This window comes from Virgibacillus sp. SK37 (assembly GCF_000725285.1).
In the GTDB taxonomy this organism is placed as follows: Bacteria; Bacillota; Bacilli; order Bacillales; family Amphibacillaceae; genus Virgibacillus_Q.
The window spans coordinates 633,604-657,408 of the sequence record NZ_CP007161.1; the positions used below are offsets into that span (position 1 = coordinate 633,604).

At 40.0% G+C, this 23,805-nt stretch carries 23 protein-coding genes and 1 riboswitch; of the genes, 20 read left to right on the forward strand and 3 right to left on the reverse strand.

What is annotated here, in order from left to right:
• Positions 1-59 precede the first annotated feature (59 nt).
• Together X953_RS03255 and msrA are read right to left on the reverse strand one after the other, a co-directional pair.
• Complete coding sequence (locus tag X953_RS03255) at positions 60-1,229, reverse strand: MFS transporter (protein ID WP_040954336.1); 1,170 nt, start codon at positions 1,227-1,229, stop codon at positions 60-62.
• Positions 1,230-1,340: 111 nt separating this feature from the next.
• Positions 1,341-1,868, reverse strand: coding sequence for a peptide-methionine (S)-S-oxide reductase MsrA (msrA, locus tag X953_RS03260; protein WP_040954337.1), 528 nt, complete (start codon positions 1,866-1,868; stop codon positions 1,341-1,343).
• A gap of 112 nt (positions 1,869-1,980) precedes the next feature.
• On the opposite strand from msrA, the gene X953_RS03265 reads away from it, so the two are divergent.
• Complete coding sequence (locus X953_RS03265) at positions 1,981-2,646, forward strand: MOSC domain-containing protein (RefSeq protein ID WP_052350218.1); 666 nt, start codon at positions 1,981-1,983, stop codon at positions 2,644-2,646.
• Positions 2,647-2,728: 82 nt separating this feature from the next.
• Here the strand turns inward: X953_RS03265 and X953_RS03270 are convergent, their stop codons facing one another.
• The gene (locus X953_RS03270) at positions 2,729-3,166 is read right to left on the reverse strand and encodes an Hsp20/alpha crystallin family protein (RefSeq protein ID WP_019378781.1); all 438 of its coding nucleotides are present in this window, start codon (positions 3,164-3,166) and stop codon (positions 2,729-2,731) included.
• A 227-nt stretch (positions 3,167-3,393) separates the two neighbouring features.
• Here X953_RS03270 and X953_RS03275 point away from each other — a divergent pair, with 227 nt between their 5' ends.
• The 19 genes from X953_RS03275 to X953_RS03365 all read left to right on the forward strand — a co-directional run bounded on the left by X953_RS03275 (position 3,394) and on the right by X953_RS03365 (position 23,791).
• Positions 3,394-4,053 (forward strand): DUF2179 domain-containing protein, encoded by a 660-nt coding sequence (locus X953_RS03275; RefSeq protein ID WP_232217767.1) that lies wholly within the window; start codon positions 3,394-3,396, stop codon positions 4,051-4,053.
• 207 nt (positions 4,054-4,260) lie between these two features.
• Entirely contained in the window at positions 4,261-5,157 is an 897-nt protein-coding gene (locus tag X953_RS03280) for an SDR family oxidoreductase (protein ID WP_040954339.1), read from the forward strand.
• Positions 5,158-5,237: 80 nt separating this feature from the next.
• Positions 5,238-5,337, forward strand: a riboswitch (purine riboswitch).
• Positions 5,338-5,616: 279 nt separating this feature from the next.
• Positions 5,617-6,108, forward strand: coding sequence for a 5-(carboxyamino)imidazole ribonucleotide mutase (gene purE, locus X953_RS03285; RefSeq protein ID WP_040954340.1), 492 nt, complete (start codon positions 5,617-5,619; stop codon positions 6,106-6,108).
• Positions 6,095-7,225 carry a 5-(carboxyamino)imidazole ribonucleotide synthase gene (purK, locus tag X953_RS03290; protein WP_198023309.1) on the forward strand — a complete coding sequence of 377 codons (1,131 nt, stop codon included), beginning with the start codon at positions 6,095-6,097 and terminating at the stop codon, positions 7,223-7,225. Before purE ends, purK begins: the two co-directional genes overlap by 14 nt.
• Complete coding sequence (gene purB / locus X953_RS03295; protein WP_040954342.1) at positions 7,222-8,526, forward strand: adenylosuccinate lyase; 1,305 nt, start codon at positions 7,222-7,224, stop codon at positions 8,524-8,526. The genes purK and purB overlap by 4 nt, the downstream gene beginning before the upstream one ends.
• A 1-nt stretch (position 8,527) precedes the next feature.
• The gene (gene purC / locus X953_RS03300; RefSeq protein ID WP_040954343.1) at positions 8,528-9,241 is read left to right on the forward strand and encodes a phosphoribosylaminoimidazolesuccinocarboxamide synthase; all 714 of its coding nucleotides are present in this window, start codon (positions 8,528-8,530) and stop codon (positions 9,239-9,241) included.
• Positions 9,238-9,489, forward strand: a complete 252-nt coding sequence (gene purS / locus X953_RS03305) for a phosphoribosylformylglycinamidine synthase subunit PurS (RefSeq protein WP_019378788.1) — start codon at positions 9,238-9,240, stop codon at positions 9,487-9,489. The genes purC and purS overlap by 4 nt, the downstream gene beginning before the upstream one ends.
• Positions 9,486-10,169, forward strand: coding sequence for a phosphoribosylformylglycinamidine synthase subunit PurQ (gene purQ / locus X953_RS03310; protein WP_040954344.1), 684 nt, complete (start codon positions 9,486-9,488; stop codon positions 10,167-10,169). The genes purS and purQ overlap by 4 nt, the downstream gene beginning before the upstream one ends.
• Positions 10,153-12,384 carry a phosphoribosylformylglycinamidine synthase subunit PurL gene (gene purL / locus X953_RS03315; protein WP_040954345.1) on the forward strand — a complete coding sequence of 744 codons (2,232 nt, stop codon included), beginning with the start codon at positions 10,153-10,155 and terminating at the stop codon, positions 12,382-12,384. Before purQ ends, purL begins: the two co-directional genes overlap by 17 nt.
• Positions 12,360-13,769, forward strand: a complete 1,410-nt coding sequence (gene purF, locus X953_RS03320; protein WP_040954346.1) for an amidophosphoribosyltransferase — start codon at positions 12,360-12,362, stop codon at positions 13,767-13,769. The genes purL and purF overlap by 25 nt, the downstream gene beginning before the upstream one ends.
• Before the next feature lie 25 nt (positions 13,770-13,794).
• Positions 13,795-14,814 (forward strand): phosphoribosylformylglycinamidine cyclo-ligase, encoded by a 1,020-nt coding sequence (purM, locus tag X953_RS03325; protein ID WP_040954347.1) that lies wholly within the window; start codon positions 13,795-13,797, stop codon positions 14,812-14,814.
• Positions 14,807-15,385 carry a phosphoribosylglycinamide formyltransferase gene (gene purN, locus X953_RS03330; RefSeq protein WP_040954348.1) on the forward strand — a complete coding sequence of 193 codons (579 nt, stop codon included), beginning with the start codon at positions 14,807-14,809 and terminating at the stop codon, positions 15,383-15,385. Before purM ends, purN begins: the two co-directional genes overlap by 8 nt.
• Positions 15,382-16,917: a bifunctional phosphoribosylaminoimidazolecarboxamide formyltransferase/IMP cyclohydrolase gene (gene purH, locus X953_RS03335; RefSeq protein ID WP_040954349.1), complete on the forward strand. Its 1,536-nt coding sequence runs from the start codon at positions 15,382-15,384 to the stop codon at positions 16,915-16,917. Before purN ends, purH begins: the two co-directional genes overlap by 4 nt.
• A 36-nt stretch (positions 16,918-16,953) precedes the next feature.
• Complete coding sequence (purD, locus tag X953_RS03340) at positions 16,954-18,198, forward strand: phosphoribosylamine--glycine ligase (protein WP_040954350.1); 1,245 nt, start codon at positions 16,954-16,956, stop codon at positions 18,196-18,198.
• A 269-nt stretch (positions 18,199-18,467) separates the two neighbouring features.
• The gene (locus X953_RS03345; protein ID WP_040954351.1) at positions 18,468-20,210 is read left to right on the forward strand and encodes an adenine deaminase C-terminal domain-containing protein; all 1,743 of its coding nucleotides are present in this window, start codon (positions 18,468-18,470) and stop codon (positions 20,208-20,210) included.
• A 44-nt stretch (positions 20,211-20,254) separates the two neighbouring features.
• Positions 20,255-21,298, forward strand: coding sequence for a DUF3048 domain-containing protein (locus tag X953_RS03350; RefSeq protein WP_040954352.1), 1,044 nt, complete (start codon positions 20,255-20,257; stop codon positions 21,296-21,298).
• Between the two features lie 23 nt (positions 21,299-21,321).
• Positions 21,322-21,618 carry a YerC/YecD family TrpR-related protein gene (locus X953_RS03355; protein ID WP_019378798.1) on the forward strand — a complete coding sequence of 99 codons (297 nt, stop codon included), beginning with the start codon at positions 21,322-21,324 and terminating at the stop codon, positions 21,616-21,618.
• A 364-nt stretch (positions 21,619-21,982) separates the two neighbouring features.
• Complete coding sequence (locus X953_RS03360; protein WP_040954353.1) at positions 21,983-22,762, forward strand: TatD family hydrolase; 780 nt, start codon at positions 21,983-21,985, stop codon at positions 22,760-22,762.
• A gap of 342 nt (positions 22,763-23,104) precedes the next feature.
• Positions 23,105-23,791 (forward strand): heptaprenylglyceryl phosphate synthase, encoded by a 687-nt coding sequence (locus X953_RS03365; RefSeq protein WP_040954354.1) that lies wholly within the window; start codon positions 23,105-23,107, stop codon positions 23,789-23,791.
• Positions 23,792-23,805 lie beyond the last annotated feature (14 nt).

The window sequence follows — 23,805 nt, forward strand, 5'->3', positions numbered from 1 at the left end:
CCTCCTCTGAATGTACGAGGTAACTTTTGTATCCAAACATTTGCAATAGAACCTTTTCCTTACTGTGCTCGTTGGGCGTTAACTTTGTTGTAAGAAAAAATATGATAGATGGATAAGGAGGTCGTGCCTGCTAATGCCATGAATCCGAGTCCATAATAGAGGGTGTTCCCGCCAAATGAGTCCATTACAGCACCGCCGACTAACGAACCGACGATTCCTGATACTCCGAAAAAGGTAGCAAAGAAAACAAGATGTCCTGTCGACTGAAGCAAACGTGGGATTAGCCTTGTCACATAATCAAAGGCTGCTGTGTAGAAAATACCAAATGTTAACCCATGCAGAAATTGTAATGCAATAATATAGCCAGGATCAGTAGCCGCAGCATAGAAGAACCAGCGGATCGTGTAAAGAATTCCTGCGATAATAACAAATATCAGAGAATGATATTTTCTAAACCAGAAACCGGCTGTAGCAAATACTAATGCTTCAGTTAGTACACCAACAAACCAGGCGACACCAACCAATCCTTCACTACCTCCAAGCTGTGCAATATATAGTCCAATAAAGCTATCATTCGCCCTGTGCGAAATAGTGATGAAGATCATACAAACTAGAAAGATGATAAAAGGTTTGTTTTTTACCAAAACCATTACATCTTGGATGCGGATAGGATCTGATTCCACTTTGGCATCTGTTAGGCGGAAGGTAACAAGAAAGGCAAGAAACCCGAAACAAAGAAATGGAATGATCATATATTGAATCCCAACCCTTGTTAGCACTTCGCCGATTACCAAAGAGGATACGGCAAAACCAACAGATCCCCACATTCGAATAGTACCAAATGATATCTTCATATCATCTGCGCGACGCTGTGCAAGACTGTCACCTAGTGCCCCGATCGGTGTAACGAAAAAGTAGAAAACCGCACCCATCAGCAAAATACCGACTAATGTTTCCATTTGGAAAAATATAACACTAAAAATTAACAGACCGCAAATACATAGTTGGATAATACGTTTTACTGTTTTATATTTATCACTTAAATATCCCCAAAAAGGTTGCGCAAATATAGATGCCAATGGACCAATTGCCAGTACCCAGCCAATTTCAGTACCATTAAGCCCTTTGTATTTCAGATATAACGGCAGATAGCTAAGTATTATTGTATTGGTAGCATGAAAGCAAAAAAGAAGCATTTTCAAAGGTGTTAATGAATTGCTATTTGTCAAAGTCGTCTCCCCTATCTTTATATGTCTAAATCGTTATTATACTACTCTTTCAGTTGAAAACAACTCTTCATGATAAAAAACTCCCAACAATGGTAGGGAGTTTTTTACAAATCAATCTTCCCAGGTGAGCTTGATGAATTCATCTCTACCTGATTTTTTTCGATCTTCTTTATATTCATCTACATTCTTCTTATAATAATCCTGATGATATTCTTCAGCAGGATAAAATCTCTGTGCTGGAAGTATTTGTGTAACAATCGGCTTGGAGAATTTGCCACTATCCTGTAACTGCTGCTTGGATTTTTCAGCAGCAGGTAATTGGTCTTCCGTATGATAGAAAATGGCTGTACGATAGGAATCGCCGCGATCATGAAATTGTCCACCATCATCGGTTGGATCGATTTGTTGCCAATAGACTTCAAGAATCTTATCATAAGAAATGATTTCAGGATTATATGTAATTTCTACGGCCTCGAAATGTCCCGTGTTACCAGCTTTTACTTGCTCGTATGTGGGGTTTTCTATATGTCCTCCCGTATAGCCAGACACAACTTGTTCCACACCGTCCCATTGATCAAAAGGTTTAACCATACACCAGAAACATCCGCCGGCAAATGTCGCTTTTTTATATATAGCCATTTCTTTTCCCTCATTTTATAGTAGAATATAGTAACTATATCATAATTTGAAAGTTGGTGACACAGTGGAAGAACCTCATGTACATAAAATTTTCACAGGTAAAGTGAAGAGGATGGGCACAGAAAATGCCAGTAATCCAATGGAAAGACCTTGGGAAAGCGGGATGTTCAAGCAAGCAGTAGAAGACAAGGTGTGGTTAACAAAAACAGGATTTACCGGTGATGAAGTTGCTGACACAAAGAATCACGGCGGTCCGGAAAAAGCTGTGTTTGCATATCCGATTAAGCACTATACGAGCTGGAAAGATGAGTTGGACTTAGAGTCGATTGATATGAGCGCTATGGGTGAAAATATGGCAGTTTTAGAAATGGATGAATTTAGTGTTTGTATCGGGGACACTTATGAGCTTGGGGATGCTGTTATTCAAGTTTCACAGCCTAGACAGCCATGCTGGAAGCCTGCGAGGCGGTTCGGGATTGTCGATCTCGCTTTACGTATCCAGAATAGTGGTCGAACGGGTTGGTATTTCCGGGTAGTTAAAGAGGGCTATGTTGCTCCCGGAACGGATCTGAAATTGATAGAACGTCCATATCCACAATGGTCTATTGCTGCATGTAATGAAGTTATGCATATTTATAAAGATGATTTGCGGGCAGCGGAGGAACTTGCCTCATGTGATCTCCTTGCTGTGAACTGGAGAAAGACATTGAAAAAGAGATTAAGAGGACAAAGCGCAAACGTTGCTAAGCGGGTATTTGGACCGAATAAAGAAGCGTAAACGAAGAAAGACACCATCTCGGACAGGAGTCCGTTTGGTGTCTTTTTCTATTACTCAGAAAAAGCGAGTTGTGCTTTTATTCTCAGTCTTCATCCAAGAGTTCGATATTAACTTTATTCTTGCGACTGGAGTCTGAGATTAGGCGATGTAATTGGATGTAAATCAGCCCATTTCTATATGTTGCTCTCATTTTGTCTGCCCTCACTGGAAAGGGGAGAGTGACTTTTCTCTCAAAAACTCCTTGAAGGATCTCTTCTTTAACGACTGTTATCCCTGAGATTGGTTCAATATCTATTGTTCCTTTCAGCTCCAAAGTAGAATAATCTACGAAAATATCTACCTTATGGAGATCCTCCAGTCCGGGTATACTCACTACACAGAAAATTTCATGGTCTGTCTTATATACATTTACGTGGGGAATTGTTGGTTTAATAATTCCTTCAAATTCATTCCAAAATTGATCACCAAAAAAGTGATCCATATTTTTCTTCCAATCCCCCATTTGCTGAAACGGATCCAAAGGGACCCCTCCTTATATCATTATTTTTTATTACCATATGCCAGAACTGGGCGGAGGGTGTCAGATTTAAATAAACTGAGATATTTAACAATCAGTGGTTGCTTTTTGTGAATGACGTAAAGTGTATGTCATGCTAGAGAATAATCCCAGCTCATAACAAATAAATCATTTTCATATAAATAGAAAATAATGTATTCTAATAAGATAGAGACTTGGGAGGTTTTATTTTGCTGAGTAATGCTTTTGTGATGGTTGCGATCATCCTCGTAATTAACATTGTATATGTTTCCTTGTCTACGGTTCGTATGATTTTAACTTTAAAGGGCAGAAGATATATCGCTGCTTTTGTAAGTATGTTTGAGATTGTTATTTACGTAGTAGGGTTAGGTCTTGTATTAGATAACCTTGACGAAATCCAGAATTTGATTGCATATGCGGTCGGTTTTGGGACAGGTGTCATTGTAGGTACAAAAATTGAAGAAAAATTAGCCTTAGGCTATATAACTGTAAACGTTATTTCTTCTAATCCCGATATAGAATTCACTCGTAAGCTCAGGGATAAAGGTTACGGGGTGACCAGTTGGTTCGCCTATGGTATGGATGGGGACCGATTGTCGATGCAAATACTTACACCACGGAAATATGAGCTTAAGTTATATGAAACAATCAAGGAAATTGATGAAAAAGCGTTTATTATTTCCTATGAACCAAAACAAATTCATGGTGGCTTCTGGGTTAAGCAAGTACGTAAGGGCAGATTAATGAATCCAAGAAAGAAATCACAGACTGCTGAAAACCCGGCTTCTTCCCAAGGTACAATGATGGAAGAAAAGAATGCGCCAAAGAGCAATCCACCTAAGGAAGAACCTGAGACAAAAGAATTTTAGTTTTATGAAAATCCGAACCGATTCATGTTTTTCTGAATCATAGTTCGGATTTTTTTGCGAGTTGGCATTGCGATCCACGTTCAATCCACTGGACAATGTTTTCGATTGGGCGAAATAGAGAAGCTTGATAAGCTATAGAAACCTCCTCTAGGCACATTTATTTCAGGTTGCGAATAAATTAGCATGAACAAAGGAGGATGGCTTATTATGCACACGAACGATTATTATCTCCCTGAACAAAAACTTCCTACTGATCTACCCCCACAGCATCAGGATATTCAACCGGGAATTGAGTCTTTAATGACCCCTAGACCAATTATAGATAATCCCGCCTACCATGGTTCCGGGAAATTAAAAGGGAAAGTAGCAGTTATAACGGGAGGGGACAGTGGAATTGGTGCTGCAACTGCAATTGCTTTTGCAAAGGAAGGAGCAGATATAGCAATTGCGTACTATTCACATTATGAGGATGGGGATGCATACCGCACGAAAAATAGAATTGAACAGCTAGGGCAAAAATGCTTGCTGATCGTTGGCGATTTACGTGGAGAGAATCATTGCTCTCGTTTAATCGATGAAACTGTTTATCATTATGGAAGAATTGATATATTAGTAAATAATCATGGTGTTCAATTTCCTCAGCTTAGTATAATGGACATTACGAAGGAGCAGTTGGATGCGACCTTTCAAACAAATATTTATGCTTTTTTTTATCTAACAAAAGCAGCTTTATCTTATATGAACTCTGGAAGTTCAATTATTAATACAGCTTCCGTTGTGGCTTATGAAGGAAATGAAAGATTAATTGATTATTCCGCAACTAAGGGTGCTATTGTGGGATTTACGAGGGCTTTGTCACAGAACTTGGCCGATGATGGAATTCGTGTAAATGCAGTTGCTCCAGGTCCAATTTGGACACCATTAATCCCATCAAGCTTTTCTGCTGAATATATTTCGAACACCTTTGGGAAGGATGTTCCGATGAAGCGTCCTGGGCAACCGTTTGAACTAGCTGCTGCGTATGTATATTTAGCATCATGTGATTCCTCCTATGTTACCGGGCAGGTGATTCATGTAAATGGCGGTACTATGGTGAGCTCGTAAAATACGAACATTAATAATAAATTCCTTATAATTGTTCGATATTTATTGACATAGAGGGAATGGTTTTGGTATGCTGAAAACAACAAATGAATACGGTACCTCATATATTTCATGAGAATATGGCTCGAAGTTTCTACCCAGCACCGTAAATGCTGGACTATGAGGGGAGATGAATCATTGCACTCGCAATGATCCGTTTAAAGTGTTTTATATAGTAAAGCTTTGCAATGGCAGCAGGATAAGCATATGGGTACAGCCTACGTGTAAGTTTCGTGGTACCATTGTTTATTTGCCAACCCTGCATTTTCTTTACTATAGGAATGAAGTCTGTTCATCTTCTCTCATGTAAATGGGGGAGACGAATAGACTTTTTTGTTTTATATAGGTTTATAAGATCTGAAAATATAATGATAGAGTGGCAAGGATCATCTTATTAAAAGAAGCGAAAAGAGGGATAGTATGACAGTGGTTGGTGTCATTATGGGAAGTATTTCTGATTGGGAGACGATAGAGCATACATGCAAGGTGTTGGATGAATTAGAAATCTCCTATGAAAAAGATGTGATATCTGCACACCGTACGCCTGATGAAATGTTTGAATATGCTAAAACGGCACGTGAGAGAGGTTTAAAAGTGATTATCGCAGGTGCCGGAGGGGCTGCACACTTACCAGGCATGGTAGCATCGCAAACTACCTTACCTGTGATAGGGGTTCCTGTACAGAGTAAGGCATTGAATGGATTGGATTCTCTACTCTCCATTGTCCAAATGCCAGGAGGCGTACCGACAGCGACAGTAGCTATTGGAAAAGCGGGAGCAACCAATGCAGGAATACTTGCTGCTCAAATCATTGGTGCATTTGACCAGAAAGTAGCTTTGAAGCTTGAAAACTATCGGAATGCAATGAAGGAAAAAGTAGCAGAAATGAGGGATGATCTTGCAGAAAAATAAACCGATTCTTCCATCACAAACGATTGGCATTATTGGAGGAGGACAACTGGGACGCATGATGGCAATCGCTGCTAAATATATGGGGTATAAAATCACAGTACTGGATCCTACTCCGGATTGTCCTACCGCACAGGTAGCAGATCATCATGTGGTTGCTGCCTATGATGATATGGAGGCAATTAAACAGCTGTGTGATCAAAGTGATGTCGTTACCTACGAATTTGAAAACGTAGACCTTCATGCTGCTGCATACATAGAAAAACAAGGTAAATTGCCACAAGGGGCCTACGCCTTGGAGGTTACACAAAACAGAGAGAAAGAGAAGCAACTAATGAAGGATGCTGGTCTGCCAATTCCTGATTTCACTATTGTGACAAGTGGTGAGGCTTGTGAGAAGGCGTTACAAAACTTTACCTATCCATGTGTTATTAAAACGTGCCGCGGTGGTTACGATGGAAAAGGGCAATTAAAACTAACTTCTGAAGCGGACATTAAAGAGGCGATTGCATTTGCAGAGAATAACAAGCATTGCATTATAGAGCAATGGGTAGCATTTGAAAGGGAGATTTCAGTTCTATTTACAAGAAGTAGAAATGGGGAAATTAGCTTTTTTCCTATCTCCGAAAACGATCATAAAGATCATATCCTGTATAAAACAACTGTCCCAGCTAACATTAGCCATCAAGTAACGGAAAAGGCTTGTGTTGCTGCAGAAATTCTAGCTGAGGAAATGAACATTGTCGGGACATTTGCAATTGAAATGTTTGTTGATGGAGATGACATTTATTTAAATGAAATGGCTCCACGACCTCATAATTCCGGACATTACACGATTGAGGCATGCAATATATCTCAATTTGGCCAGCATATTCGAGCAATCTGCGGGCTGCCTTTAATAGATATTCAACTGCTCCAGCAGGCAGTAATGATAAATGTGCTTGGTGAAGATTTAGAGCCTGTTTTACATGCACTAAACCATAGTAAATCAGGTTTTGTTCACCTTTATGGAAAAGACGAAGCGAAAGCAAAACGAAAAATGGGGCATATTACATTTATTGCACCATCTGATAAAACAATGAAAACACAGCTACAACATTTTGAGGAGGCAAAGCAATGATTAGTCGTTACACCAGAGAAGAAATGGGCTCCATTTGGACGGAAGAAAATAAATTCAAGGCATGGCTAGAAGTAGAAATTTTAGCATGTGAAGCATGGAGTGAGCTTGGAGTCATCCCTAAGGGAGACGTGGAGAAGCTTCGTGCCAATGCCTCTTTTGATATCAATCGAATTTATGAAATTGAACAGGAAACAAGACACGATGTGGTTGCATTCACCCGGGCAGTTTCCGAAACATTAGGAGAAGAAAGAAAGTGGGTGCATTACGGATTAACCTCCACTGATGTTGTCGATACGGCACTCTCCTATGTGATTAAACAAGCAAATGAAATTATCCGTAAAGACGTAACTGCTTTTATAGAAATATTAAAGAATAAAGCAATTGAGCATAAGCACACTGTCATGATGGGACGGACGCACGGTGTACATGCAGAGCCGACAACATTCGGTTTAAAGCTCGCCCTTTGGTATGAAGAAATGAAGCGAAACTTAGAGCGCTTTGAACTTGCTGCTAAAAATATCGAGTTTGGTAAATTATCAGGTGCTGTTGGTACCTACGCGAACATTAATCCATTTGTGGAGAAGTATGTTTGTGAGAAATTGGGCTTGAGCCCTGCGCCAGTATCGACTCAAACCCTTCAACGGGATCGACACGCGGCTTATGTTTCTGCATTGGCATTAATTGCAACTTCCATAGAAAAATTCGCAACAGAAATCCGTGGTTTGCAAAAAACCGAAACAAGAGAAGTAGAAGAATTATTTGCGAAAGGGCAAAAAGGTTCTTCAGCAATGCCGCACAAGCGCAATCCAATCGGTTCCGAAAATATGACGGGAATGGCAAGGGTTATTCGTGGTTACATGATGACAGCATATGAAAATGTTTCTCTATGGCATGAACGGGACATTTCGCATTCTTCCGCAGAACGGGTTATTTTGCCTGATGCGACGATCGCTTTAAATTATATGCTGAATCGTTTTTCTACAATTGTTAAGAATTTAACCGTATTTCCGGAAAATATGAAGCGTAATATTGATAAAACATATGGTGTTATCTTCTCCCAACGTGTCCTCCTATCGTTAATTGATAAGGGAATGGCACGAGAAGCCGCATATGATATTGTTCAACCAAAAGCGATGCAGGCCTGGGAAACAGCAACTCATTTTAAGGATCTAGTGGAAGCTGAAGAGGAAATAACTACACGCCTAACACCAGAGGAAATTGATGCTTGCTTTGATTATACGTATCACTTAAAAAATGTAGACTTTATCTTCGAACGAATCGGGTTAACGGAAGGGGAGTAAAATGAGTCAATCTCTTTTATATGAAGGAAAAGCTAAGAAGGTTTATCAAACGGCAGATAAAAAAGGGCAGCTAATTTTAGCTTATAAAAACGATGCGACAGCTTTTAATGGTCAAAAGAAAGCTTTATTTGAAGGAAAAGGACGATTGAATAATGAAATTTCATCACGTATTTTTCAAATCCTTCACCAAAAAGGGATTGAGACCCATTTTATTGAACAGCTGAATGAAACAGAGCAACTGGTACATCAAACCAAAATTATCCCGATGGAAGTGGTCATAAGGAATATGGCTGCAGGGAGCATTACAAGTAGGCTTGGTATTGAAGAAAGAACCATATTCTCGCCTCCTCTCATTGAGTTGTTTTACAAGGAGGATTCCCTCGGAGATCCGTTGATGAATGATGAGCATGCACTTTATCTATGTAGTATTACTTCTTCAGAGTTGAGAGAAATTAAGGCAAAAGCATTAGAAATCAACACACAGTTAATAGAAATATTTGCTGCAATAGGAATTACTTTAGTAGATTTCAAGATGGAATTTGGCAGACTTGCCAGTGGTGATATTGTGTTGGCAGACGAGATTTCACCAGATACGTGCAGGCTATGGGATGTAACAACACAAGAAAAACTGGATAAGGATGTTTTTCGGCAAGGGACTGGAAATTTAATAGAAGTATATGAAGAAATACGACAACGACTGGAGGCAATATCATGAGAAAAGTTACTGTTTTCATTACATTGAAGCAAGGTGTGCTTGATCCGCAAGGCAAGGCTATACAGGAATCATTGAACTCTTTAGGATATAAAGAAATACAGGAAGCCCGGGTGGGGAAGTACATTGAATTGCAGGTGGAAGAAGGACCTGAACTGGAAGCAAGAGTGAAGGAAATGTGTGACAAGCTTTTAGCGAATCCGGTTATTGAGGATTATCGTTTCGATGTGGAGGAGGCTGTTCGCTCGTGAAATTTGCAGTGATCGTATTCCCGGGGTCCAATTGTGATCGTGATATGTACCATGCTATTAAAGATGTAATGAAAGCCGAAGCCGATCTGGTTTGGTATGAAAATAGTAATCTTGAAAACTATGATGGGATTCTATTGCCTGGTGGATTTTCATATGGAGATTACCTACGCTCAGGAGCTGTTGCGGCAACTTCTGAAGTAATGAAGAAGGTGAGGGAACATGCCTCCAAAGGGAAGCCGGTGCTCGGTGTCTGTAATGGGTTCCAGGTGTTAACCGAGGCTGGTCTGCTTCCGGGAGCACTTATGCGCAATAAGAATCTTTCCTTTATGTGTCACCAAGAGCCACTAGTAGTAAACAATAACAAAACACAGTTTACTACCGGTTATGAGCAAGAGGAAGTGATCCATCTGCCAATTGCCCATGGTGAAGGAAATTATTTTTGTGATGAAGCTACATTACAAGAATTAAAAAATAATAACCAAATTGTCTTCACATATAAAAATAACCCGAATGGTTCGATTGAGAATATTGCCGGGATTGTTAATAAGGAAGGGAATGTGCTTGGTATGATGCCACATCCGGAACGTGCTGTAGAAGCATTATTAGGCAGTAAGGATGGGATGAAGTTATTTCAGTCGATGATTAAAAATTGGAGGGAATCCTATGTTACAAATGCATGATATCAGCCCAGAGCAAATCGAGAGCGAAAAGATTTACCGTGATATGGGGCTAAGTGATGAAGAATTCAACATGATTAAAAAGATTCTCAATCGATTACCAAACTTTACAGAGACTGGAATTTTCTCAGTTATGTGGTCAGAGCATTGCAGCTATAAAACATCGAAGCCCCTTTTAAGCAAATTTCCAACGAAAGCTCCACATGTATTGCAAGGACCTGGTGAAGGAGCGGGTATTATTGATATTGGGGATAATCAAGCTGTTGTTTTTAAAATCGAAAGCCATAATCATCCATCCGCAGTAGAGCCATATCAGGGGGCGGCAACAGGTGTTGGTGGAATTATTCGTGATGTGTTCTCCATGGGTGCTCGCCCGGTAGCACTCATGAATTCACTGAGATTCGGTAATTTAACTACAGATCGGGTGAAATATCTGTTTTCTGAAGTCGTCAATGGTATTTCTGGATACGGAAACTGTGTTGGTGTACCTACTGTTGGTGGAGAAGTTCAATTTGATGAAAGCTATGAAGATAATCCGCTTGTAAATGCCATGTGTATTGGTTTAATCAGCCATGCTGAAATCCAAAAAGGTATTGCAGCTGGTGTTGGTAATACGGTTCTATACGCAGGAGCACCGACTGGACGTGACGGAATACACGGAGCAACATTTGCATCCGATGACCTAGGCGAAGATTCCGCCAAAGATCGCCCTGCCGTACAGGTTGGGGATCCGTTTATGGAGAAGTTACTTATCGAAGCATGCTTGGAAGTTATCCATTCGGATGCACTTGTAGGGATGCAGGATATGGGAGCAGCAGGACTGACATCTTCAGCCAGTGAAATGGCAAGTAAAGCTGGAACAGGGATGGAAATGAATTTGGATCTGGTCCCACAGCGCGAACAAAATATGAACGCATATGAATTAATGTTATCAGAATCGCAGGAAAGAATGCTTCTTGTAGTTAAACAAGGAAGAGAACAAGAAATTATTGAAGTGTTTGAAAAATATGGTCTTCAAGCTGTTGCAGTAGGTGAAGTAATTAGTGAAAAAGTGTTTCGTATTAAACAACATGGAGAAATAATGGCTGACATCCCTGTGGATTCCCTTGCAGACGATGCTCCAGTATTTCACATGCCTTCAGAGGAAGCGGCATATTACAAGGAATTTCAGCAAATGGAAATGGAAATTCCAACGGTTACTAATCATGCAGAGATGCTAAGAAAGCTGCTTCAACAACCAACAATAGCGAGTAAAGAATGGGTCTATGATCAGTATGATTCCATGGTACAAACAAATACAGTTGTTACCCCAGGCTCCGATGCTGCTGTTATTCGTGTGAAAGGTACAGACAAAGCGTTAGCCATTACTACAGATTGTAACTCCCGTTATATTTATCTTGATCCAGAAACCGGTGGGAAAATAGCTGTCGCTGAGGCGGCACGGAATATTGTCTGCTCTGGGGCACGTCCACTTGGTCTTACGGATGGTTTGAACTATGGTAATCCAACAAACCCGGAGATTTTCTGGCAAATGGAAAAAAGTGTAGAAGGAATGAGTGCAGCATGTGACGCGCTCGGTTCTCCAGTTATCAGCGGGAATGTTTCTTTATACAATCAATCAAAAGGAAAATCTATTTTCCCTACACCGATCGTAGGTATGGTTGGTCTTCATGAATCTCTTGATCATATTACACCTAGCCATTTTCAGCAGGCTGGACATCTCATTTATGTGATAGGAGAGGCGAAGGCAGAGTTTGGGGGCAGTGAGCTGCAAAACATAGTAAATAATGGAGTGTACGAAGGCAAAGCACCGACCATTGATTTGCAAGTTGAGGCTAAAAGACAACAGGAAATTTTAACTGCTATTAAAGAAGGTGTTATAGTATCTGCCCATGATCTTTCCGAAGGGGGATTAGCAGTAGCGTTGGCGGAAAGCCTGTTCCATGATAAAGAACTCGGTCTTGAGGTTTCCCTAAAAGGAGATAGTACTGTCCAATTATTTAGTGAGACACAGTCTCGGTTTGTTGTATCCGTACATGCTGAAAATAAAGAAAAATTTGAATCTATTGTTAGTAATGCCAGTCAAATTGGGATCGTTACAGATGATCAAATGTACACGATGAACGTAAATCACAAAACCATCATTCAAGAAAATGCGCAAGAACTACAGAAATTATGGAAAGGAGCTATCCCATGCTTGCTGAACTCAAAGGCATAAATGAAGAATGCGGCATTTTTGGAATATGGGGTCATGAGAAGGCAGCAGAACTAACCTATTATGGTTTACATGCCTTGCAACATCGCGGGCAGGAAGGCGCAGGGGTTGTTGTCAGTGACGGAGCTAAGCTGAAGGTTCATAAGGATGTTGGTCTAGTGAATGATGTATTTAAAGATGCTGATTTTGACAGACTATCAGGCCACGCTGCAATTGGTCATGTGCGTTACGGAACCCAGGGTGAAGGTGGCTCTGACAATGTTCAACCACTACTGTTTCGTTCTCAAAATGGGAGTATGGCTTTAGCACATAATGGAAACATCATGAACGCATATAAGCTTCGTGGAGAATTGGAAGCAGAAGGAAGCATTTTTCAAACCACATCAGATACGGAAGTTCTTGCACATTTAATCAGAAAAAATGGCAGGGAGACGAATGAGCTTTCCATATCAGAAGCACTTCAACAAGTAGTTGGCGCCTATGCATATGTGGTTTTAAAGGAAGATAAAATGTTTGTTGCACTCGATCCAAGAGGTATTCGTCCACTTTCCATTGGAAGATTGGGCAGTGCATATGTTGTAGCTTCGGAAACCTGTGCCTTTGATTTAATTGGGGCAACCTTTGAAAGGGAAGTTCTTCCTGGGGAATTGATTACGATCAGTGAGGCTGGTATGGATTTCACCCGTTTTGCTTTAAGGGAGCAACGGAAAATGTGTGCAATGGAATACGTCTATTTATCCAGACCAGATAGCAATTTAAACCATGTTAATGTTCATGCTTCCAGAAAAAGAATGGGTATGGAGCTGGCAAAAGAAGCTGCAGTGGAAGCGGATTGTGTTATTGGCGTTCCTGATTCAAGTATTTCCTCAGCAATAGGGTATGCCGAAGAAACAGGTTTACCTTATGAAATGGGAATCATAAAAAATCGATATGTTGGCCGTACATTTATTCAACCATCTCAGGAATTACGGGAACAAGGGGTGAAAATGAAGCTGTCTCCAGTTCGTGGCATCGTTGAAGGACAACGGATTGTACTAATTGATGATTCGATCGTCAGAGGTACTACAAGTAGAAGGATCGTCCGCATGCTAAAAGAAGCAGGAGCAAAAGAAGTACATGTCCGAATTGCTTCCCCGTCAATAGAAAATCCATGTTATTACGGGATTGATATGTCAACAAGAGAAGAGTTAATTGCAGCAAACAACTCACCAGAGGAAATATGTGAAATTATCGGAGCAGATAGCATTGCCTATTTGTCTGCAGGTGGACTGGAAGAAGCTATTGTAAAAGATAAGACAATACATCAGGGAATTTGTAATGCATGCTTTACAGGGAAATATCCAGTTACAGAAGAAGGGCGAGCAACCATTTCTTATATGAAATGTTAACACTAAGTTAAAAGGTGGATGAATGATGGGGAATGTTTATAAAGAAGCAGGTGTAGATGTAGAAAAAGGCTATGAGGCTGTTGAACGAATGAAGAAGCATATAGAAAGGACAACTCGCCCTGAAGTATTGGGTGGAATTGGGGCCTTTGCCGGATTATTTGAATTGACATCCTTTAACTACAAAGAACCAGTATTAGTTTCCGGCACAGACGGTGTCGGTACAAAGTTAAAGTTAGCTATCCAATTACAGAAGCATGACACAGTAGGAAAAGATCTTGTTGCAATGTGTGTAAATGATATTGTAGCACAGGGTGCACAGCCATTATTTTTTCTTGATTACATTGCTTGCGGAAAAAATGAACCTTCCATGATTGAGCAGCTAGTTGCCGGAATTTCCGATGGTTGTGTAGATGCAGGAGCAGCATTGATCGGTGGTGAGACTGCGGAAATGCCAGGAATGTACCAGGATCAAGACTATGATTTAGCTGGATTCGTTGTAGGAATTGCGGAAAAGTCGAACTTAGTGACAGGAGAATCCATTCAGGCAGGAGATGCAGTTATTGGTCTAGCCTCTAGTGGAATTCATTCCAATGGCTATTCTTTAGTTCGCAAAATTGTAGATGGTTTGGCTTTGGAAGAAAACCATGGGTTAAACAGCACGCTTGGAGAGGCCTTATTAACACCAACAAAGATTTATGCGAAAGCCCTAAAGGAAGTTATGAACAAGGTGAAGGTGAAAGGGATCTCCCATATTACCGGCGGAGGATTTTATGAAAATTTTCCACGCATGCTTCCAAAAGGACTCGGTGTAAAACTAAATACGAATTCATGGGAAATTCCAGAAATCTTTCCATTTCTCCAAAAGACGGGCTCCATTACGGAAGAAGAAATGTTTGGTGTTTTTAATATGGGAATTGGTATGGCAATCGTAACGGAGAAGGAAAATGCGGAGCAAGTGTTAAGCATATTGCAGGAAAGTGGGGAAAAGGCTTACCACATTGGTGAAGTAATTACTGGTGAAGGAGTCCATTTTACAAATGAGTAAAGTAAAAGCGGCGGTATTTGCATCTGGAACTGGAAGTAATTTTCAAGCATTGCTGGAGACGGATGGCTTAGAATGTGAAATTGTTCTTTTGGTAAGTGATAGACCTCATGCAGCCGTAATAGATAAAGCATCTGCCTATAAAATTCCTGTGTTCGCTTTTAATCCCAAAAGCTTTTCCTCCAAAGCAGCCTTTGAAAAACGAATAGTGGAGTGCCTACAGAAGGCTGGGGTGAGTTGGATCTTCTTAGCAGGTTATATGCGGCTCGTTGGGCCCACGTTATTGGAGGCTTTTCATAATAAAATTATAAATATTCACCCATCCTTACTGCCGGAATTTCCCGGTAAAGATGCGATTGGCCAGGCGTATCAGTCCGGCGTAGGAGAAACGGGGGTCACGATTCATTATGTAGATGAAGGAATGGACACAGGCCCAATAATTGCTCAGGAGTCTATAAAAATTTCAAATGAAGATACAGAACGATCATTAAAGGAAAAAATACAACAGGTCGAACATCAATTGTATCCGAAAGTAATTAACCAACTTTTACAGCAAAGTGAGGAATTGAGATGAAAAAAAGAGCCCTGATCAGTGTATCTAACAAAGAAGATATCATTGATTTCGCAAACAATCTTACTGAACTAGGAGTGGAAATTATTTCTACTGGTGGGACTTTACGTGCCTTGAGGGAAGCTGGAATTCCAGCCCTCTCGGTAGATGAAGTGACCGGGTTTCCTGAGATTCTTGATGGTCGTGTAAAGACCTTGCATCCGTTTATACATGGAGGCTTACTTGCGAAGCGATCAAAAGCAGCTCACATGGAACAATTGGAAGCAAATCAAATTACACCAATTGACTTTGTCATTGTAAACCTTTACCCGTTCAAACAAACGCTTGAACAAAAGGGTGTTGCTCATGAAGAAGTGATCGAAAACATTGATATTGGTGGGCCAACGATGCTTCGCGCAGCAGCTAAAAACTACGCAGATATTACGGTAGTTGTCGACCCAACGGATTACCCGTTCATTATAGAAAATTTACGAAATAATACGATGGATATGAATAAACGTCAACAGCTTGCAGCAAAGGTATTTCGTCATACAGCTAACTATGATGCATTAATCGCAAATTATTTTACAGAGCGAACGGAAGAAAGATTTCCGGAAACCTATACCATTACATATGAAAAAGCTCAGAATTTACGCTATGGAGAAAACCCTCATCAAGAAGCAGCTTTTTATAGAAAACCGCTTAGTGGGGGAATGAATCTTGCCACAGCGCAACAATTACATGGAAAAGAGCTATCTTATAATAATATTCAGGATGCAAATGCTGCCCTGGAAATTATTTCAGAATACTTAGACTTCCCAGCAGTTGTAGCTGTTAAGCATATGAATCCTTGTGGGATCGGAGTTGCCGAAACCATCAGTCAAGCTTTTGATCGGGCATATGAGGCAGATCCTATTTCCATTTTTGGTGGTATTGTTGCCTCCAATAGAGAAATTGATGAAGCAACAGCAATGGAGCTGAGCAAGGTATTCTTAGAAATTATACTTGCACCTGGATTTACAGAAAAAGCGTTGGACATTTTGACACAAAAGAAAAATATTCGTCTGCTTAAATTAGATATAGGGTCGAATGAAGCAACCACTCACAAGGTAACGAGTGTAGGTGGAGGGGTTTTGATCCAATCACAGGATGATGGGAAGGTAAAGCCTGAGGAGCTAACTGTCGCCACGAAGCGCCAACCAACAGAACAGGAGTTAACCGATTTACTTTTTGCATGGAAAGCTGTAAAGCATGTGAAGTCAAATGCAATTGTACTTGCAAAAGAAAATCAGACCATTGGTATCGGAGCTGGCCAGATGAATAGAATAGGAGCCGCCCAAATAGCGATTGAACAAGCAGGAGATAAAGCTATAGGATCAGTGCTTGCTTCGGATGCTTTCTTCCCAATGCCAGATACAGTTGAAGCAGCAGTCAAGGCTGGTGTAACAGCGATAATTCAGCCTGGCGGATCCAAGCGTGATGAGGACTCCATTAAGGTTTGTGATGAAAACAATATCGCTATGGTTTATACAGGAATGCGTCATTTTAAACATTAAATAGAACAACCCAACATGCTTGAAAGGGGATTGGAAATGAACGTATTAGTCGTTGGCCGCGGTGGCCGTGAGCATAGTATTATTAAGAAGTTGACTAAAAGTCCACAAGTGGAAAACCTCTATGCAGCACCAGGAAATGGAGGCATAAGGGAAGAGGCAACATGTGTAGCAATTGATGAAATGGACATGAATGGTTTAGTTGAATTTGCTAAAAGTAATTCCATTGATCTTACTATTGTGGGGCCGGAAAACCCGTTAAATGCAGGTATTGCCAATCATTTTACAGAAGCGGGATTAACCGTTTTTGCTCCTTCCAAAGAAGCTGCTTTGTTAGAAGGAAGTAAAAGCTTTGCCAAAGAATTTATGGAAAAACACAACATTCCAACAGCCGCTTATGCAACTTTTACTTCTGTTGAAAAAGCAAAAGATTACATTGAGGCAAAGGGCGCACCAATTGTTATCAAAGCAGACGGACTGGCCGCGGGCAAAGGCGTAGTAGTTGCATTAACGAAAGAGCAAGCATTGGAAGCTGTAGATCAAATGATGGTTAATAAGGCATTTGCAGGAGCTGGGGCAACAATTGTTGTGGAGGAATTCCTTGAAGGAAAAGAGTTCTCATTAATGGCTTTTGTGCATGGCAATAAAGTTTTTCCAATGGTAACTGCAAGAGATCATAAACGTGCTTATGATAACGATCAAGGACCAAACACTGGAGGGATGGGTGCTTTTGCTCCAGTTAACGACGTAACTAAGGAACACCTTGACTTTGCTTATTCAGAGATTCTGCAAAAAACAGCTGACGGATTAGTAAGGGAAGGGCGTGCTTTTAGTGGGATCCTCTATGCAGGGCTCATTATGACTAAAGAAGGGCCAAAGGTAATTGAGTTCAATACACGCTTTGGTGATCCGGAAACTCAAGTGGTCTTACCATTGCTGAAAAATGACCTCGTACAGGTAATAATAGATGTTCTTCAAGGAAAGGATCCACTGCTTGAATGGGAGAAAGCTTCTTGTGTCGGTGTTGTTATAGCCGCGAAAGGCTATCCGGGTACATATAAAAAGGGGATAAAACTGCCAGAATGGAAACACGCCCCAAACTTTTTCACCGTACATGCTGGCACGAAGTGGGACGGGAATACAGTCGTTTCAGATGGAGGCAGAGTGCTATTAGCAGGAGCCAAAGAAGTGAACCAAGAAACAGCACAGCATACAGTATATGAAATGCTCGATTCCCTGGACATGAAGGAAGGCTACTTTTATCGTAAAGATATTGGCATGTGATCCCATCCACTCTCATATTGTAATGAGGGTGGGTGGTTTTTTTATTCCTAGAAACCGACAAACAGAAACTGTGAAGGAGCAAGTTCCTAACCATAAGTAAACTAAACCGTTTATGGGGTTTTAACATTCTTTTCTTCTAACATGTTCATCGGTAATGTGCTTCAAATTTTTTTGTCACAAAATAGTCATGTATAATTTACAATAACTTTACTGCGTTAAAGTGAGAAGTATGTTAAACTAGAAAAAAATAATTTGTTGGAGAGTTGTTCATGCTTGATAAAGGATACTTTTGGAGAAATAGAGAATTAAGACGACATGTCAGGGTATTGGATGGATTAGAAGCCCCTACCTTGGTTTTAAAAAATAGTACGTACTTAAATACATTTACAAAGCAATGGCTGGAAGGACATATTTGGATCGTTGATGATCGTATTGTGTACGTTGGAAGTAAACTACCAAAGAGCGCAAGTGAAACGGAAACAATAGATTGTGAGGGAAAATACTTGGTTCCCGGCTATATAGAGCCACATGCGCATCCGTTTCAACTATATAATCCGGAAGAATTGGCGAGTTATGCAGCCAGGTTTGGTACGACCACATTAATTAATGACAATATGTTGTGGCTTTTTTTATTAGAACGAAAGAAAGCGTTTACTTTATTGGAGGAGTTCAGTAAATTACCATCTTCTATGTATTGGTGGGCTCGTTTTGATGCTCAGACGGAACTACAGGATGAGGAGGAAATGTTTAACACTCCTGATATACTCTCTTGGCTATCCCATCCGGCAGTTGTCCAAGGAGGGGAATTGACCTCATGGCCAAAACTACTGGCAGGGGATGATCGCCTGTTATACTGGATACAGGAAGCTAAACGACTTGGTAAGCCTGTGGAAGGGCATTTTCCTGGTGCCTCGGAAAAGACGTTAACTAAAATGAAATTGCTGGGAGTAAGTGCGGACCATGAATCCATGACTGGAGAAGAGGTAATCCAACGCTTACAGCTAGGCTATCGTGTTGGGCTAAGACATTCTTCCATCAGACCTGATCTACCTAAATTAATAGATGAGATTGTAAAGAAGAAGCTACCAACCTATGATAATCTAACCTTTACTACAGATGGGGCAACACCAGGTTTCTATGAACATGGGTTGATTAATATTTGTATTGAAATAGCCATCGAACATGGGATACCTGTGGAAGACGCTTATCGAATGGCAAGTTATAATGCTGCAGTTCATTATAATATGGAAGAACAGCTTGGAAGCATTTCCCCTGGCCGTATCGCCCATATAAATATTTTACAAGAAAAAGCGAATCCACATCCGGTAGGGGTCTTAGCAAAAGGGGAGTGGATTGTAAAAGATGGTGTCACACAGGAACAAAAACAGGTGATAGATTGGGAGAAATATGGACTGAAGAGCTTACAGCTTGATTGGGAATTAGATGAGAACGAATTACAATTTTCTGTTCCTGTCGGGCTTGACTTGGTTAATGATGTTATTATTAAGCCATATGCAATTGAAACTGATATCACGCTCGAAGAACTCCCGCCGAATACAAACGAGGCATTCTTATTGTTAATTGATCGTGAAGGTAAGTGGCGTGTCAATACGACAATAAGAGGTATCACAGAACGTCTTGGTGCAATCGCAAGCTCGTATTCTACTACTGGCGATCTTGTTTTTATAGGGAAAAGTAAACCGGATATTTTACTTGCGTGGAAGAGGTTGAAAGAAATCGGTGGGGGTATTGTCCTTGTACATGAGGGAGAAATACTTCTTGAAATACCTTTAAATTTAAGTGGTATCATGCATAATGGTACAATGGAAGAGCTTATTGCAAAAGAAAATAAATTTAAGCAGATCTTGAAAGATTTTGGTTACCCTTATAATGATCCGATCTACACCATCTTCTTCTTATCGTCAACCCATTTACCGTATATACGTATTACGCAGCAAGGAATTGTCGATGTTATGAAGAAAGAAGTACTCTTTCCAGCCAATATGTGCTAGCGTATAATAAATAATAGAGGAATTTAATAAAAAGGTGTGGGGTCATGAGAAAGTTGCTATTCAGTCTGATCATTTTAATGCTTCTTTTGGCAGGCTGTTCAAAAGAGGAACGAAAAGCAGAAAACAATGAGTCAAAAGAAAATAATGTACAGGAAAAGTCACAAATACCAGACAAGCAAGAGGAGGTTTACCCTTTAACTGGAAAGAAAGCCACTGGTAATGTAGATCAACGTATGATTGGTGTAATGATAAACAACCATACAAAGGCAAGACCTCAAACGGGTTTATCGAAGGCAGATACAGTCTTTGAGATTTTGGCTGAAGGCCAAATCACCCGGTTTCTGGCTTTGTTTCAAAGTGAACTGCCGGAAGTAGTAGGACCTGTGCGGAGTGCTCGTGAATATTATTTTGAATTGGCAAAGGGATATGAAGCACTGTATATTTATCATGGTGCTGCTGGGTTTGTTAATGATATGATCAAGGACAGAGGCATTGAGCATTTGGATGGCGCAATGTATGATAATGATGGTAATTTGTTTAAACGGGAGTCTTTTAGAAAAGCACCTCATAACTCTTACTTACAGGTAGATGCTGTGTATGATGTTGCTTCAAATAAAGGTTATAGTACCACACACGAATACGAACCATTGCCGTTTTTATCAGAAAAAGAAGTAAAAGAGCTTTCTGGCGAACCAGCAAAACATGCCAAGATCACATACTCGCAAAAACCAATGGAAATAGTGGAATATGAGTATAATGGAGATGGGGCATATAAACGGTTTAATGACGGAGAGCAAACGGTTGAGCTCAATACAGAAGAAAAGGTTCAAGTTGAAAATGTACTTATCGTAGAAACAGATCACAAAATAATTGATAAAGCAGGACGTCGTGCAGTTGATATGACATCAGGCGGGGAGGCATACTTGCTTCAAAAAGGACAAGTACAAAAACTCCAGTGGGAAAATCGGGATGGTAGAATTATTCCGGTTAAAGATGGCAATGCAGTTGGCTTTGTTCCCGGTAAAACCTGGATTAATGTAATACCGTCAAGTCCTGGTCTGCAACAAATGGTTACGATAATGAACTAGTTAAGGAGCAGGAGGTGTTCGTTTTGCAAATTGATAAATTGCGTGGTAAACAATTGGATCAAATGTTTGATGCTATTCTTTCATTAAAAGATCGAGAGGAATGTTACCGTTTTTTTGATGATATGGCTACAATGTCCGAAATTCATGCAATGTCTCAGCGTCTGCAAGTAGCAAAAATGCTAAGTGAAGGCAGAACATATAATGCCATTGAACAGGAAACAAATGCATCAACAGCTACTATTTCACGGGTAAGAAGATGCATGAATTATGGCAGTGATGGATATAAGATGGTGTTAGACAGAATTATGGATGAGGAATAGGAAAAAGAGATGCCGTTTCAACTAACGCATCTCTTTTTTTACAAGAAGATCAGCTACTATACGATTAGACATTGTAGACCTGGAGTAACTTTTGTCTCCAGCCGATTAACTAAATTTACAGGGGATAACTTCTGTCTCCAGCCGATTAATTAAATTTCCAGCGGATTAGATCTGTCTCCAGCCGATTAATTAGATTTCCGGCGGATAACTTCTGTCTCCGGCTGATTAATTAAATCTCCGGCGGATAACTCTTGCCCACTGCTTTCTTCCGCTTATGTCCAAACTATTATAAGCAAGAATACTAAGCATGCTATTCCTAAAGTCTTTTATTAAAACTGATAAGATTGTTTTGGAGGGAGTTCGTGTGAAGTCAATTATTGATGCACATATACATTTCGATTTATATAGTTCCGAGGAAAGAAGTAGGCTCATGCAGGAATTGGAAGAGGCCAAAACAGAAGCACTTATTTGTGTATCCAATGACTATGAATCAGCGAAAAAAATTCACAAATGGGCTAAGCAAGATAGGCGTATTAAGCCTGCAGTTGGCTATCACCCCGAACAACAATTGCCTTCTGATAAAGAAAAAGAGGCATTGTTCGATTTTATAAGGAAGCACCATAAGGAGTTAACTGCAATTGGGGAAGTTGGTCTTCCATATTATACGCGAAAAAAGTACCCGGAAATATCACTTACTCCATACTTGGAACTACTCGAGGATTTCATTAAAATAGCTGCAAATTTGGATAAGCCGATCGTCCTTCATGCTGTTTATGAGGATGCCCCTCTTGTGTGTGATCTTTTGGAAAAGCACAGCGTAAACGCTGCACATTTTCATTGGTTCAAAGGCGACCCAAAGACAGTGAAAAGGATGATTTCAAATGGATATTATATCTCCATAACTCCTGATTGCTTATATGAACAAGAGATCCGGAAACTGATACTTAATTATCCATTGGAGCAAATGATGGTAGAAACGGATGGACCGTGGTCTTTCAAAGGACCTTTCCAGCAACAAATGACACATCCTAAAATGATCCATACATCTATCGCGGAAATAGCTAAGTTAAAGGGACAGGATTTAGGACAAGTATATGATAAACTGTATAATAACACAGTAAATTTCTATCGTTTACTTCTGTAAAAAGCCCCACTTCCTCAAAAAAAACTTCATCACTGGAATCGAAGTGGGGAAGTTATCGTCCAAAAACGATGTACATCGTGCGTAAAGGATTCCTCCTCTGTAAAAGAACTTTTTCAAAATCCTTCTAGCCTCCAACCACCCGCCTTATGGGCTTCAAAACGCTTATCATCAGCCACAAATTTTAATTTACAGCTTCCAACACACATTAAAAACTTCCCAACCTAAAAAATCCTGCTCATATCCCTAAATTACCACTGCTTTTTTTGGTATAATAAACGAATGAGCGAACTGACATTTTCTAAATAAACGGTAGAATTTAATATAAATTGGAGGATTATCACTTTGTATAACGTAAAAGAGTGGAAACATATATTTAAATTAGATCCAGCCAAGGAAATTTCTGATGAGGATTTAGAAGCAATTTGTGAGTCTGGTACCGATGCAGTCATTGTAGGTGGTACTGACGATATTACATTGGACGGCATACTTGATCTATTATCAAGAGTACGTCGCTATACTGTGCCTTGTATATTGGAAATTTCCAATATGGAGGCAATAACACCTGGTTTTGATTATTATTATATTCCGATGGTACTAAACTCAACAGAGAAAAAGTGGATGATGGACATTCAGCACCAAGCAATCAAAGAATTTGTTGATATGATGGAATTTAGTGAAGTGCTGTTTGAAGGATATTGTATATTAAACGAAGATGCAAAAGCATTCAGTCATACGAATAGCTATTTACCAGATGAAAAAGACGTAATCGCATATGCTTATATGGCTGAAAAAGTCTTCCATTTGCCAATTTTTTATATGGAATACAGTGGGAAGTACGGAGATCCGGAGCTTGTTGGAAAAGTAAAGGAGCAATTGGAAAATACAATGCTTTTCTATGGTGGTGGAATTGAAAACACATTCCAGGCAAGAGAAATGAAAGAACATGCAGATGTTATTATTGTAGGAAATATTATTTATACAGATATAAAGAAAGCATTAAAAACGGTAAAAGCAATAAAAGATAATTAAAAGGCAAGGGCGGT